This is a genomic window from Jiangella asiatica (genome assembly GCF_004349065.1).
Classification (GTDB): Bacteria; Actinomycetota; Actinomycetes; order Jiangellales; family Jiangellaceae; genus Jiangella; species Jiangella asiatica.
Window position 1 is genome coordinate 1 of the sequence record NZ_SMKZ01000090.1, and the last position, 12242, is coordinate 12242.

13 protein-coding genes are annotated in these 12242 nt (G+C 72.5%); 9 read left to right on the forward strand and 4 right to left on the reverse strand.

The features are described 5' to 3' along the window. Positions 1-24: 24 nt before the first annotated feature. Positions 25-669, reverse strand: coding sequence for a 2-phospho-L-lactate guanylyltransferase (cofC, locus tag E1269_RS31100; RefSeq protein WP_203434264.1), 645 nt, complete (start codon positions 667-669; stop codon positions 25-27). A gap of 129 nt (positions 670-798) precedes the next feature. On the opposite strand from cofC, the gene E1269_RS31105 reads away from it, so the two are divergent. From E1269_RS31105 to E1269_RS31115, 3 genes are read left to right on the forward strand one after another with little or no spacing between them, the layout of a single operon-like run. After that, complete coding sequence (locus tag E1269_RS31105; protein ID WP_203434265.1) at positions 799-1563, forward strand: lysophospholipid acyltransferase family protein; 765 nt, start codon at positions 799-801, stop codon at positions 1561-1563. Beyond that, positions 1560-2567: an NAD(P)H-dependent glycerol-3-phosphate dehydrogenase gene (locus E1269_RS31110; RefSeq protein WP_131901992.1), complete on the forward strand. Its 1008-nt coding sequence runs from the start codon at positions 1560-1562 to the stop codon at positions 2565-2567. Before E1269_RS31105 ends, E1269_RS31110 begins: the two co-directional genes overlap by 4 nt. 19 nt (positions 2568-2586) lie before the next feature. Then, entirely contained in the window at positions 2587-3699 is a 1113-nt protein-coding gene (locus tag E1269_RS31115) for a D-alanine--D-alanine ligase family protein (RefSeq protein WP_131901994.1), read from the forward strand. An 85-nt stretch (positions 3700-3784) separates the two neighbouring features. On the opposite strand, the gene E1269_RS31120 is transcribed toward E1269_RS31115, so the two are convergent. Together E1269_RS31120 and E1269_RS33660 are read right to left on the reverse strand one after the other, a co-directional pair. Continuing rightward, positions 3785-4243, reverse strand: coding sequence for a DUF3515 domain-containing protein (locus tag E1269_RS31120; protein ID WP_203434266.1), 459 nt, complete (start codon positions 4241-4243; stop codon positions 3785-3787). Continuing rightward, positions 4222-4458, reverse strand: coding sequence for an Lrp/AsnC family transcriptional regulator (locus tag E1269_RS33660; protein ID WP_239001091.1), 237 nt, complete (start codon positions 4456-4458; stop codon positions 4222-4224). Before E1269_RS33660 ends, E1269_RS31120 begins: the two co-directional genes overlap by 22 nt. 97 nt (positions 4459-4555) lie before the next feature. Here E1269_RS33660 and E1269_RS31130 point away from each other — a divergent pair, with 97 nt between their 5' ends. Then, positions 4556-5518, forward strand: a complete 963-nt coding sequence (locus tag E1269_RS31130) for a thiamine-phosphate kinase (RefSeq protein WP_131901998.1) — start codon at positions 4556-4558, stop codon at positions 5516-5518. A gap of 349 nt (positions 5519-5867) precedes the next feature. On the opposite strand, the gene rpmB is transcribed toward E1269_RS31130, so the two are convergent. Then, a complete protein-coding gene (gene rpmB / locus E1269_RS31135; RefSeq protein ID WP_046771409.1) occupies positions 5868-6056 on the reverse strand; it encodes a 50S ribosomal protein L28 in 189 nt (62 codons plus the stop codon). 119 nt (positions 6057-6175) lie between these two features. Here rpmB and E1269_RS31140 point away from each other — a divergent pair, with 119 nt between their 5' ends. The 5 genes from E1269_RS31140 to E1269_RS31160 are packed head-to-tail and all read left to right on the forward strand — an operon-like array spanning position 6176 to position 11966. Then, a complete protein-coding gene (locus E1269_RS31140) occupies positions 6176-7825 on the forward strand; it encodes a DAK2 domain-containing protein (protein WP_131902000.1) in 1650 nt (549 codons plus the stop codon). Then, positions 7825-10023, forward strand: coding sequence for an ATP-dependent DNA helicase RecG (gene recG, locus E1269_RS31145; protein ID WP_131902002.1), 2199 nt, complete (start codon positions 7825-7827; stop codon positions 10021-10023). The genes E1269_RS31140 and recG overlap by 1 nt, the downstream gene beginning before the upstream one ends. Beyond that, a complete protein-coding gene (gene rsmD / locus E1269_RS31150) occupies positions 10020-10586 on the forward strand; it encodes a 16S rRNA (guanine(966)-N(2))-methyltransferase RsmD (RefSeq protein WP_131902004.1) in 567 nt (188 codons plus the stop codon). Before recG ends, rsmD begins: the two co-directional genes overlap by 4 nt. A 13-nt stretch (positions 10587-10599) precedes the next feature. Next, positions 10600-11079 (forward strand): pantetheine-phosphate adenylyltransferase, encoded by a 480-nt coding sequence (gene coaD / locus E1269_RS31155; protein WP_131902006.1) that lies wholly within the window; start codon positions 10600-10602, stop codon positions 11077-11079. 29 nt (positions 11080-11108) lie between these two features. Then, on the forward strand, positions 11109-11966 hold the full coding sequence (locus tag E1269_RS31160; protein ID WP_131902009.1) for a hypothetical protein: 858 nt from the start codon (positions 11109-11111) through the stop codon (positions 11964-11966). Positions 11967-12242: the final 276 nt, after the last annotated feature.

The window sequence follows — 12242 nt, forward strand, 5'->3', positions numbered from 1 at the left end:
GGGCAACGGGTGCGGGGCGGGGGGCTAGAGGGCGACGTCGAGGCGGGCCAGGAGGGCCGCGGTGCGAGGTCCGAGGCCGAGGCGGTCGGCGTCCCACAGGTCCACGGCGGTGTCGATATCGCGGCGGACACTCGGGACACCGTCGAGGTCAAGCTCGACGGCCCCGGCCAGCCGGTGCGCCGCGCGGGACCGTCCGCCGAATCGCGGGTCGAACGCCGTGCCGGACCCGGCGGCGTACAGCGTGGTGCCGATGCCGGCCGCGTCGGCGACGAACGACGCATGCTCCAGGGCGGCGGCGGTCAGCACGCGCTCCAGCTCCGCGGAGCGCAGCGCGGCCAGGTCGGCGGACAGGGCCGCCACCGGAGCGTCCGCGCGCCGCGAGCGGACCGTCTCCGCGCCGTGGCGCAGCGCGGCGTTGAGACCAGCGTCGGGTGCGTCGGCGACGACGTCGGCGCCCAGCCCGCGGGCCTCGGCGGCCGCGGTGTCGTCGTCGGTGACGACGATCACGCCGGCGACCGACGCGCACGCCAGCGCGGCGGCTACGGTGTCGGCGGCGAACGCGCGGGCGAACTCCGGGCGCAGCTCGCCGACGGCGTCGGCCAGGCGGGTCTTGGCCAGCTCGGGTCGCTTGACCGGAACCACGATCGACCAGCGCAACGATGTCGTCATCGCCGGACAGTCTTCCGCATCGAGGTGACCGACACCGCGTCGGCCCGGCTCGACGGCCCGGCGGCATCCGGGCCAGACTGGCCCGGCCCAGTGCTCGTACCGTAGTCGCAGATGAAGGAGGTGCCCGTGGTGGGACGACGTTCAGACGTGGGCGTGGCGTTCAGGTTCATCGCGTTCGTGCTCCGTCCGTTCCTCATGGCGGTCACCCGGCGTAACTGGCGCGGCGGCGAGCACATTCCGCCACCCGGCACGGGTGTCGTCATCGCGGGCAACCACATCTCACACTTCGACCCGCTGACCTTCGCCCACTTCATGTGGGACAACGGCCGAGCCACGCGGTACCTGGCGAAGGAGAGCGTGTTTCGCATCCCGATCGCCGGCCGCATCATCTCCGCGGCCCGGCAGATCCCGGTCTACCGCGAGTCCAGCGACGCCTCGCAGGCGTACCGGGCGGCGGTCGCGGCCGTGCGCTCCGGTGAGCTGGTCGCCATCTACCCCGAGGGCACCATCTCCCGCGACCCCGGCCTGTGGCCCATGGTCGGCAAGACGGGGGCGGCCCGGGTGGCGCTGGAGACCGGCTGCGACGTGGTGCCCGTCGCCCAGTGGGGTGCCAACCACGTGCTGGCGCCGTACTCCAAGCGGCTGCGGCTGCTGCCGCCCAAGACCGTCCACGTCATCGCCGGCCCGCCGGTCGACCTCGACGACCTGCGCGGCCGCCCGGTCACCTCCGAGAGCCTGCGCGTGGCGACCGACCGCATCATGAGCGCCATCACGCAACAGCTGGCCGAGATCCGCGGTGAGGTGCCGCCCGAGGTCCGCTTCGACCACCGCGCCGCGGGCCTGCCGCCCACCGGCGACCCCGCGACCGCTCCGGACGCCGAGGACGAGCGGTGACCCGGGCAGCGGTCTTCGGCGCCGGCTCGTGGGGGACGGCGTTCGCGCTCGTGCTCGCCGATGCCGGCGCCGACGTCGTCATGTGGGGCCGCCGGCCGGAGCTGTGCGACACCATCAACAGCACGCACACCAACCCCGACTATCTGCCCGACGTTGCGCTGCCGCCGGTCATCCGGGCGACCCACGACCCAGGCGAAGCGGCCGACCGCGCCGACCTCGTGGTGCTCGCGGTGCCGTCGCAGGCGCTGCGGGTCAACCTGGCCGAGTGGTCGCCGGCGCTGCCGTCCACGTCGGTGCTGGTGAGCCTGATGAAAGGGGTCGAGCTCGGCACCGCCAAGCGGATGAGCGAGGTCATCGACGACGTCACCGGCGCCGGGCCGGGACGCATCGCCGTCGTCTCCGGACCCAACCTGGCCGGCGAGATCGCCCAGCGCCAGCCCGCCGCGAGCGTCGTCGCCGCCGCCGACGAGGACCTCGCCCGGCGCATCCAGCGGACCTGCCACTCGCCGCACTTCCGGCCCTACACCAACCACGACCTCGTCGGCGCGGAGCTGGGCGGCGCGGTCAAGAACGTCATCGCGCTGGCCGTGGGCATCGCCGCCGGGCTCGGGTTCGGCGACAACGCTCGGGCCAGCGTCATCACCCGCGGGCTGGCCGAGACCGCGCGGCTGGGCGCGGCCCTGGGCGCCGACGCGTACACGTTCTCCGGGCTGGCCGGGCTCGGCGACCTCGTCGCCACCTGCATGTCGCCGCTGTCGCGCAACCGCACGTTCGGCGAGAAGCTGGGCCAGGGACACAGCGTCGCGGAGATCGCTGCCGGCTCGCGGCAGGTGGCCGAAGGCGTCAAGTCGTGCGTGTCCATCCTCGACCTGGCCGGCCGGCAGGGCGTTGACATGCCGATCGTCGAGCACGTCACCGGGGTGGTGCGCGGCGAGCTCACCCCGGCGGAGATGCTCGGGTCGCTGCTGTCCCGTTCGGCCAAGCCCGAACGGCACGGACATTGACGGAGGTAGGGTCGGCGCGATGAACGCCTCGCAGGACCGCATCCGGGTCGCCGTCGTCTTCGGCGGCCGCAGCTCCGAGCACGAGATCTCGTGCGTCACGGCAGGGGGAGTGCTCGCCGCGCTCGACCCGCGCCGCTACGACGTCGTGCCCATCGGCATCACGACGACCGGCCGGTGGGTGCTGGCCAGTGGCGATCCGCGGCAGCTCGCCATCACCGGGGGCGCGATGCCGCACGTCAGCGACGAGGGCGGCACGGTCGTGCTGCCCAGCGGCCGCGGCGAGCTGGTCGTGCAATCGCCCGGCGAGGTGCCGCACGAGCTCGGCGAGGTCGACGTCGTCTTCCCGCTGTTGCACGGACCGTTCGGCGAGGACGGCACCATCCAAGGGCTGCTGGAGCTGGCCGACGTCCGCTACGTCGGCTCCGGCGTGCTGGGCTCCGCGGTCGGCATGGACAAGCACGTCATGAAGCTCCTGCTGGCCGGCGCCGGCCTGCCGGTGGCCCGGCACGTGCTGGTGCGCCCGTCGGCCTGGGAGCCCCAGCGCGACCGGGTGCTGGCGGAGGTCGAGGCGCTGGGCATGCCGGTGTTCGTCAAGCCGGCCCGGGCCGGGTCCAGCATGGGTGTCAGCAAGGCGCGCACCCTCGACGAGGTCGAGGCCGCCGTCCTGGCCGCCCGCGAGCACGACCCGAAGGTGCTCGTCGAGGAGGCCGTCGTCGGTCGCGAGGTCGAGTGCGGCGTGCTCGAGGGCATCGGCGACGGCGAGCCGGAGGCCAGCGTCGTCGGCGAGATCCGCCTCGACGACAGCCACGAGATGTACGACTTCGAGGCCAAGTACCTGCCCGGCGACGACGTCGGTCTCGACATTCCCGCCGACCTGCCCGCCGAGACCGCCGAGCAGGTGCGGCGGATGGCCGTCGAGGCGTTCCAGGCATTGAGCTGCGAGAGCCTCGCCCGGGTCGACTTCTTCCTCCGCGCGGACGGCTCGCTGCTGGTCAACGAGCTCAACACGATGCCGGGGTTCACGCCGACGTCGATGTTCCCGCAGCTGTGGGAGAAGTCCGGTCTGGCCTACCCGTCGCTGGTCGACCGGCTGGTCGAGACGGCGCTGCGCCGGCCGACGGGCCTGCGCTGAGGGTCGCCCGGCTCGATCGGGCGCAGCAGCAGGCGATCGGTGGCGAGGGTCGTCAGGTCGGCCGGCACCGTCCGACGCTACCCGGTCAGGGCAGCGGGCGTTCGGGGACGGTGGCCAGGATGGCGGGGGCCAGCTCGGAGAGGACGCCGGCCTCGGGCGCGTAGTCGTCGGGAACGGACACCTCGACCAGCACCTCGCGGTCCGCGGCGGTGAAGAACGTCCCGCCGTCGCCCTCCTCGGCCAGCCACCCCACGCCGTCGACGTCGTACAGCTGGGCGTCCGGGCGGTAGGCCGCGGGCATCGGCACGCCACAGCGCAGCACGATGGCCGGCTGGCCCCAGGCCGCCGCGGTGTCGGACTCGGGCGAGACGTCGCGCCGGATCGCGTCGTCGACGGTCTCCGGCAGCTCGTCCAGGAGGGCGGCGCAGACATCGGCGCTACCGGGCTCGGGCTCGTACGGTGTGACGTCGACCGCACCGAACCCGCAGCCGGCCAGCAGGGTCGCGCCGGTGAGGACCAGGGTCAGATGTGAACGACGGGACACGTGAGCGTGCGGGTGATGCCGTCGACCGTCTGCACCCTCGCGACCACCAGCTTGCCCAGGTCGTCGACGTTGCCGGCCTCGGCGCGGACGATGACGTCGTACGGGCCGGTGACGTCCTCGGCGAGAGTGACACCGTCGATCTCGGCGATCTTCCGGGCGACCTCGGCGGCCTTGCCGACCTCGGTCTGGATCAGGATGTAAGCCTGTACGACCACGGTTTGCCCTCCCACGCAATGCTGAACGGTGTGCGAAACGGCCAACCTACCTGGTCCGGGGGAACATGGGGGATACGAGGGTGACAAGGAGAGCGGAATGCCCGACAGTGTGAGCGACCTGGGAGAGTTCGGCCTGATCGGCGCCATGACCGAGCGGCTGCCGCAAGGGCCGGGCGTCCTCCTGGGCCCCGGCGACGACTCCGCCGTCGTCGCCGCACCGGACAGCCGGGTCGTCGTGACGACCGACCTGCTGGTCGAGAACCGGCATTTCCGCAGGGACTGGTCCGCCGCTGCCGACGTCGGGCACAAGGCCGCCGCCCAGAACCTCGCCGACATCGAGGCGATGGGTGCCCGGCCGACGGCGCTCACCGTCGGCCTCGGCACGCCGTTGGACCTGCCGGCGTCGTGGGCGCTGGAGCTGGCCGAGGGGCTGCGCGAGGAGTGTGCGCCGCTCGGGGTGTCCGTCGTCGGCGGCGACGTCGTCCGTTCGGACCTGGTCATCGTGGCGGTGACCGCGCTGGGCGACCTCGGTGGCGCCGAGCCCGTGACGCGTGCCGGTGCCCAGCCCGGCGACGTGGTGGCCGTGTGCGGACGGCTCGGCTGGGCCGAAGCCGGCCACCAAGTGCTCAGCCGCGGGTTCCGCACCCCGCGCGTCGTGGTCGAGGCGCACCGGCGGCCGCAGATCCCGTACGGCGCGGGTGTCGAGGCCTCGCGGCTCGGCGCCACCTCGATGTGCGACGTCAGCGACGGGCTCCTGGGCGACCTGGGGCATATCGCCGCCGCCAGCGGTGTCCGCATCGACATCGACCCGGCCGCGCTCGACGTGGCCGGGCCGCTGCGGGAGGTCGCCAGCGCGCTCGGCGCCGACCCGCTGGCGTGGGTGCTCACCGGCGGCGACGACAACGCGCTCGCGGCCACCTTCCCGCCTGACGTCGAGCTGCCGGAGCGGTGGAACGTGATCGGCTCCGTGGCGGCGAAGGGCGACGGCGACGGCGACGGGGTCACCGTCGCCGGTGAGCCGTACGACGGCAACGCCGGCCACGACCACTTCGCCGGCTGACGCGGGCGCAAGGGGTGTGGGCCGGGTCCCGGTGGCCGGTCCAGTGTGGGTTCGCGGTTTTGTTCGGCGGTGCCGCTGTGGCGATCGGTGTTGTCGCTGCGGGTGGGCAGGGGGCCCTGGTCGACTCTGCACCTGATCATCAACGATCCGCGACATCACTGGGCGTTCATGTGCCCCACCAGGGTTACAACCATGGTGATGCACACACAATCCTGGTGATGTCAGCGATCGTTGATGATTACGGGGCAAGCATGGCCGTACTGGAAGGGCGACGGGGACGACAAAAACGATCATGAGACGCCGGGTAGCGCCTCATGATCGTCAGAAAAGTGTTGCGGGAGAGCTGAGGTCAGCGGCGAGCGACCTTGCCGGCCTTGAGGCACGAGGTGCAGACGTTCAGCCGCTTCGGCGTGCCCCCGACGACCGTCCTCACGGTCTGGATGTTCGGGTTCCAGCGACGCGGGGTCCGGCGGTGCGAGTGCGAGATCGAGTTGCCGAAGCCCGGGCCCTTGCCGCAGACATCGCAGGTGGCAGCCACGGAGACTCCTACTGACGAATGGTGGATGAGTACTTCGCGCCGATGATGGCGCAAACAACCGCACCAGAGTACCGGGTCTGCGGCGCACATCCCAAACCGACGGGGATAGTCTCCAGACCGTGCACCAGGTTCCCGACGCCGAGATCGTCCTGCGCTGGTGCCGCGCCGGCTTGGACGCGCTCGCGGCGGCGCGGGAAGAGGTCGACGCGCTCAACGTGTATCCGGTGCCGGACGCCGACACGGGCACCAACCTCTACCTCACGATGGAGGCGGCGGTCGCGGCCGCGCAGGCGTACACCGACGAGAACGACGACGACGGCGCACGGCTCGCCGGGGTGGTCGGTGCGGTGGCCGCCGGGGCGCTGCGCGGGGCGCGGGGCAACTCCGGCATCATCCTCGCGCAGATGCTGCGCGGTGTGGCCGACGTGCTGAGCCGGCCGGGCGTGACTCTGGCCGATGGGACGGCGCTGGCCGACGGGCTGGCGCTGGCCGCCGACGAGGCCTACCGCGCGGTCGCCGTGCCTACCGAGGGCACCATGCTCACGGTCGCACGGGCCGCCGCCGTCGCTGCTCACGCCGCGGCCGACACGCCGGCACCCACGCTTGCGCAGGTGGCGCTGGCCGCCGCCGAGGCCGCGCGCCGGGCGGTGGCGCGGACGCCGGACCAGCTCGAGGTGCTGCGCCGGGCCGGGGTGGTCGACGCCGGCGGGCGCGGGCTGTCCGCGCTGCTCGACGCGTTCGACACGGTCCTCACCGGACGCCGGCCGCTGCCGGAGCCGCGCACCGTCGGTGCGCACACCGTCCCCTCGCCGGCGCTGTCCACGCCGTGGCCGCCGTCCATCGGCTACGGCACGCCGGGCTACGAGGTGATGTACCTGCTCGATGCGCTGGAGCCGGCGGTCGACCTGCTCAAGGAGCGCCTGGCCGGTATCGGCGACTCGCTCGTGGTCAGCGGCGGCGGCCGGGAGTGGAGCGTGCACGTGCACGCCGACGACGCCGGCGCTGCCATTGAGGCGGCGCTGGACGCCGGGCGGCCGCACCGCATCCGCGTCACCCACCTGGACACCGACCGGCACCGGGCCGTCCACCGCGACGACCACAGCCGCGTCGTGGTCGCCTTCGCCGCCGGCGCCGGTCTGGCCGAGCTGTTCGCCGCGGCCGGCGCCGTCGTCGTCGCCACCGCGCTCGGTCACCGTCCGTCGACGGCGGAGATGCTGGCCGCGGTCCAAGGCAGCACCGCCGGCGACACCGCGAATGTCGTCATCCTGCCCAACGAGCGCGACGCGGTCCCGGTCGCGGAGGCGGCCGCGGCGGAGCTGCGCGCGGCCGGCCGGCGCGCCGCCGTCATCCCGACCGTCGCGCAGGTGCAGGGCCTGGCCGCGCTCGCGGTGCACGAGCCGAACCGCGCGTTCGAAGCCGACGTCGTCGCCATGACGACCGCCGCCGGACACACCCGGCACGGGGCGGTCACGGTCGCGGCGACGGAGGCTGTCACGATGGCGGGGGTGTGCCAGCCCGGCGACGTGCTCGGCGTGGTCGAGGGCGACTTCGCGGTCATCGGCGCCGACCTGCTCGGTGTCGCGACCGACGTCGTCGGCCGCATGCTGTCCGCCGGCGGCGAGCTGGTCACCGTCGTCACCGGCGACGGCGCCACACTCGGCCTCGCCGACGGGGTCGCCCTGGCGGTGCGGCGCGCCCACCCGGAGGCCGACACCGTCGTCTACCACGGCGGACAGGCCCGCTACCCGCTACTGCTCGGAGTCGAGTGATGGTGCGATTCGACTGGGACCTCGGCAAGGTCGTCGGCGACAAGACCGCGAAGGTGCTGGCCAACACGCTGGACTTGCACACCGTCGGCGACCTGCTGCGGCACTACCCGCGCCGGTACGTTCAGCGCGGTGAGCTGACCGAGCTGAGCTCGTTGCACGACGACGAGCTCGTCACCGTCGTCGCCATGGTGAAGGGCGTGTCGAAGCGGAGCATGAAGAACCGCCGCGGCTCGATCCTGGAGGCAGTGGTCACCGACGGCACCGGCGAGCTCACCTTGACGTTCTTCAACCAGGCATGGCGCGAGCGGGACCTGCGGCCGGGGCAGATCGGGCTGTTCGCCGGCAAGGTCGGCAGCTACCGGCACCAGCGCCAGCTCGCCCATCCCGACTACGAGATGTTCCCCGACGACGTCACCGACTTCCGGGAGGCGGCGGAGAAGTACGCCGACCAGATCATCCCGGTCTACCCGGCCAGTGTGAAGCTGCCGTCGTGGCGGGTGGCCAAATGCGTCGAGGTGGTCCTGGACTCCGTCGGCGACCTGCCCGACCCGATCCCTGACGACGTCCGCCGCGCCCGCGGCCTGCCCGGGCTGGCCGAGGCGCTGGAGGCGGTGCACCGGCCGAAGGCCATCGAGAAGGCCTGGCAGGCCCAGCGCAGGCTCCGGTACGAGGAAGCGTTCGTCCTGCAGACGGAGCTGGCCCGGCGCCGACTGTCGACCGCCGCCCTACCGGCGACGCCGCGCGCGGCCACGCCGGGTGGCCTGGTCGACGCGCTGGACGAGCGGCTGCCCTTCGAGCTCACCGAGGGCCAGCGCCGACTGGGTGCGGAGATCGCTGCCGAGCTGGACACCCCGCACCCGATGCACCGGCTGTTGCAGGGCGAGGTCGGCGCGGGCAAGACGGTGGTCGCGCTGCGCGCCATGCTCGCCGTCGTCGACGCCGGGGGACAGGCCGCGCTGCTGGCTCCCACGGAGGTGCTGGCGCAGCAGCACCACCGGTCGCTGACCAAGATGCTCGGGCCGCTGGCACAGCGCGGCATGCTGCGCGATCCGGAGATCGGCAGCGATGTCGGTACAAGAGTGGCCCTGGTCACTGGCTCCATGTCGGCGGCGGCGCGGCGCGAGGCGCTGCTGGACATCGGCCTTGGCGACGCCGGCATCGTCGTGGGCACCCATGCGCTGCTGGAGGAGCGAGTGCAGTTCTTCGACGTCGGCCTGGTCGTGGTCGACGAGCAGCACCGGTTCGGCGTCGAGCAGCGGTCGGCGCTTGCCGCAAAAAGCCGCGACGGCACCCGGCCGCACGTCCTGGTCATGACCGCCACGCCGATCCCGCGGACCGTCGCCATGACCGTCTTCGGCGACCTGGAGATCTCCACGCTCGCCGACCTGCCCAGTGGGCGTGCCGACGTCGCCACGCACGTCGTCCCGGTGGACGAGAAGCCGCACTTCCTCGAGCGGGCCTGGCAGCGGGTCCGCGAGGAGGCCGCGGCCGGCCACCGCGTGTACATCGTCTGCCCCCGCATAGGTGATGGCGACGGCGACGGCGAGGAGGACGCCGCCTCGCCAGCCGCCGACGACGACCGACGGCGGCCGGTCGCGGTGCTCGAACTGGCGGAGATGCTGCGCTCAGGGCCGCTCGCCGGCGTGGACCTCGAGGTGCTGCACGGCCGGCTGCCCGCCGACGTCAAGGACGCGGCGATGGCGCGCTTCGCGTCCGGGGAGGCTCCGGTGCTGGTTGCGACGACGGTCATCGAGGTCGGCATCGACGTGCCCACGGCGTCCATGATGGTGATCATGGACGCGGACCGGTTCGGTGTCTCGCAGCTGCACCAGCTGCGCGGTCGCATCGGCCGCGGCAGCATCCCAGGGGTGTGCCTGCTCGTCACCGACGCCCCGGCCGACACGTCGTCGCGGGAGCGCCTCGACGCCGTCGCCGGTACCCGCGACGGGTTCGCACTGTCCCAGGTCGACCTCGAACAGCGGCGGGAGGGCGACGTGCTCGGCGCGGCCCAGTCCGGGCGCCGGTCCAGCCTCAAGATGCTCAAGGTCATCCGCGACGTGGAGATCATCCAGGACGCGCGCGAGGCGGCCACAGCCGTCGTCGCCGCCGATCCGGAGCTGGCCGAGCACCCCGCCCTGGACGAGGCCGTCCGGGACGTGCTGGCCGAGCAGGAGGCCGACTACTTGGACAAGGCATGACGCGCATCGTCGCCGGCCTGGCCGGTGGCCGGCGCCTGGCCGTGCCGCCCGGCAACCGCACCCGGCCCACGTCGGACCGGGTGCGCGAGGCGCTGTTCTCCGCGCTGGAGGCCGGCTACGGCGGCAGCCTACGCGGGCTGCGGGTGCTGGACCTGTACGCCGGCAGCGGCGCGCTCGGGCTGGAGGCGCTGTCCCGCGGCGCCGAGCATTGCCTGCTGGTGGAATCGGACCCCCGGGTCGCGGCCGTGATCAGAACCAATGTCCGCGAGGTCGGGCTGCCCGGCGCGGTCGTCGCGGCGGCCCCGGTGGAGAAGGTGCTGTCCGAGCCTCCGGACACCCCGTACGAGCTGGTCATGGTTGATCCGCCGTACGCGATGGTTGGAACCGAGCTGTTCGGGGTGCTGCAAGCGCTGACCCGTGGCTGGCTCGCGCCGGACGCGACCGTCGTCGTCGAGCGTGACCGGCGCAGTCCCCCGGTGACCTGGCCGGACGGCATCGACGCCGGACGCGATCGCAGGTACGGGGAGACCATGCTCTGGTACGGTCTCGCCCGGTCGATCTAGTGCGGGAGGTTGCGTGCGCCGCTGTCTCTGCCCGGGTTCGTTCGATCCGGTGACCAACGGTCATCTGGACGTCATCGAGCGGGCCTCGAGATTGTTCGACGAGGTCGTCGTCGCCGTGCTCGTGAACGTTTCCAAAAAGAGCCTCTTCGACGTCAACGAGCGCATCGAGATGCTCGAGGAGACCTGTGCGCACCTGCCGGCGGTCCGCATCGAGAGCTTCGCGGGGCTCTTGGTCGATTTCGCCCGTCAGCACGACATTCCGGCTGTCGTGAAAGGGCTGCGCGCCGTCACGGATTTCGACTATGAACTACAGATGGCACAGATGAACCATCGCCTGACGGGTTTGGAGACGCTCTTCGTGGCGACGAATCCGGACTACTCGTTCCTTTCGTCCTCTCTCGTCAAAGAGGTAGCGTCCTATGGCGGGGATGTCGCCGGACTGGTTCCCGGGCCGGTTCTGCGGCGACTGCGCGACAAGCTCGGATCCCGGTGATACGAGCTGGCACACAAGGGGGCAAGGTCATGGAGATTCATGACAAGATCGCCGAGATAGTCAAACTGGTCGACTCGGCGCGGACGATGCCGATGTCATCGACGGCGATGATGAACAAGCAGCAGCTGCTCTCCCTGCTCGACGAGGTCCGGGAGCACCTGCCGGAGAACCTGCAGGCCGCGGAGGCCGTCCTCGGCCAGCGTGAGGCCCTGCTGATCGAGGCGCGCGGCAACGCACAGCGCATCATCGCCAACGCCCGGTCCGAGCAGGCCCGGCTGGTGGCCGACCACGCCGTCACCCAGGTCGCCCGCATGGAGGCCGAGGACATCGTGCGGCAGGCTCGCGAACAGGCCGAAGCCATCCGCAGCGACGCCGACGACTACGTCGACGCCAAGCTGGCGCGGCTGGAGATCTCCGCCGCGCGCATCGTCGAGACCGTCCGCGACGGTCGCGAGCAGCTGCGCCACCCGACCGCGTACGAGGACCTCGCGCATCACCGCAACGGCCACGAGCCGGCCGAGCGGCCGGTGCCGGTCGAGCTGGCCGCCGCGGACGACGATCCGCTGGGGCTGGGCCACCAGGACCGGCCGGGCGAGGCGCGCGGGCTGGGGGAGTCCCGCGGCTCGAGCGAGACCCGCGAATTCCGAGAGCCGACCGGGCTCCGCGAGTCCACCGGGTTCGGCGAGTCGACCGGTTTCGGGGTCGGTGACCGCGGCGGAGACGACGAGCCGGACGACGCGGGTGACGGCGATCACCGCGGTGGCGGCGACGACGGTGGCGACCGTGCTGCTGGTCGTGGTGCCGGTCACCGTGCCGGCCGCGGGGGCGGCACCGAGGACTCGTCCGCCGAGCCCACGGCGCCGCAGCGCGCCACCGTCGGCGACTGACCAGCGGTCCAGCGCTGGGCTGAGGGCCGCGCCGGCCTCAGGGCGCGTCGCGCCTCACCCCGTCGCGTCCGCGTGCCCTGCGGTGGGAGATGCGGCCCATCGGGTGACGGAGCTCGAAATGCGGCCCGAAATGATCACGTTCAGCACGATCACACGAGCCTCACCATGATTGCGAGCATGGTGTGACACGAGATTTCGTGCTGAACGTGATCATTTCGGGGCCTGGGCTTGATTCGTCGGCGAGCGGGGTCGCTGGGATGCGGGGTGGTGCGGGGT

Excerpts from the sequence above, each read along its gene's own strand:
- cofC (WP_203434264.1), bottom strand. The coding sequence starts at position 669 with ATGACGACATCGTTGCGCTGGTCGATCGTGGTTCCGGTCAAGCGACCC.
- E1269_RS31115 (WP_131901994.1), top strand. The coding sequence starts at position 2,587 with ATGAACGCCTCGCAGGACCGCATCCGGGTCGCCGTCGTCTTCGGCGGC.
- E1269_RS31130 (WP_131901998.1), top strand. The coding sequence starts at position 4,556 with ATGCCCGACAGTGTGAGCGACCTGGGAGAGTTCGGCCTGATCGGCGCC.
- recG (WP_131902002.1), top strand. The coding sequence starts at position 7,825 with ATGGTGCGATTCGACTGGGACCTCGGCAAGGTCGTCGGCGACAAGACC.
- rsmD (WP_131902004.1), top strand. The coding sequence starts at position 10,020 with ATGACGCGCATCGTCGCCGGCCTGGCCGGTGGCCGGCGCCTGGCCGTG.
- E1269_RS31160 (WP_131902009.1), top strand. The coding sequence starts at position 11,109 with ATGGAGATTCATGACAAGATCGCCGAGATAGTCAAACTGGTCGACTCG.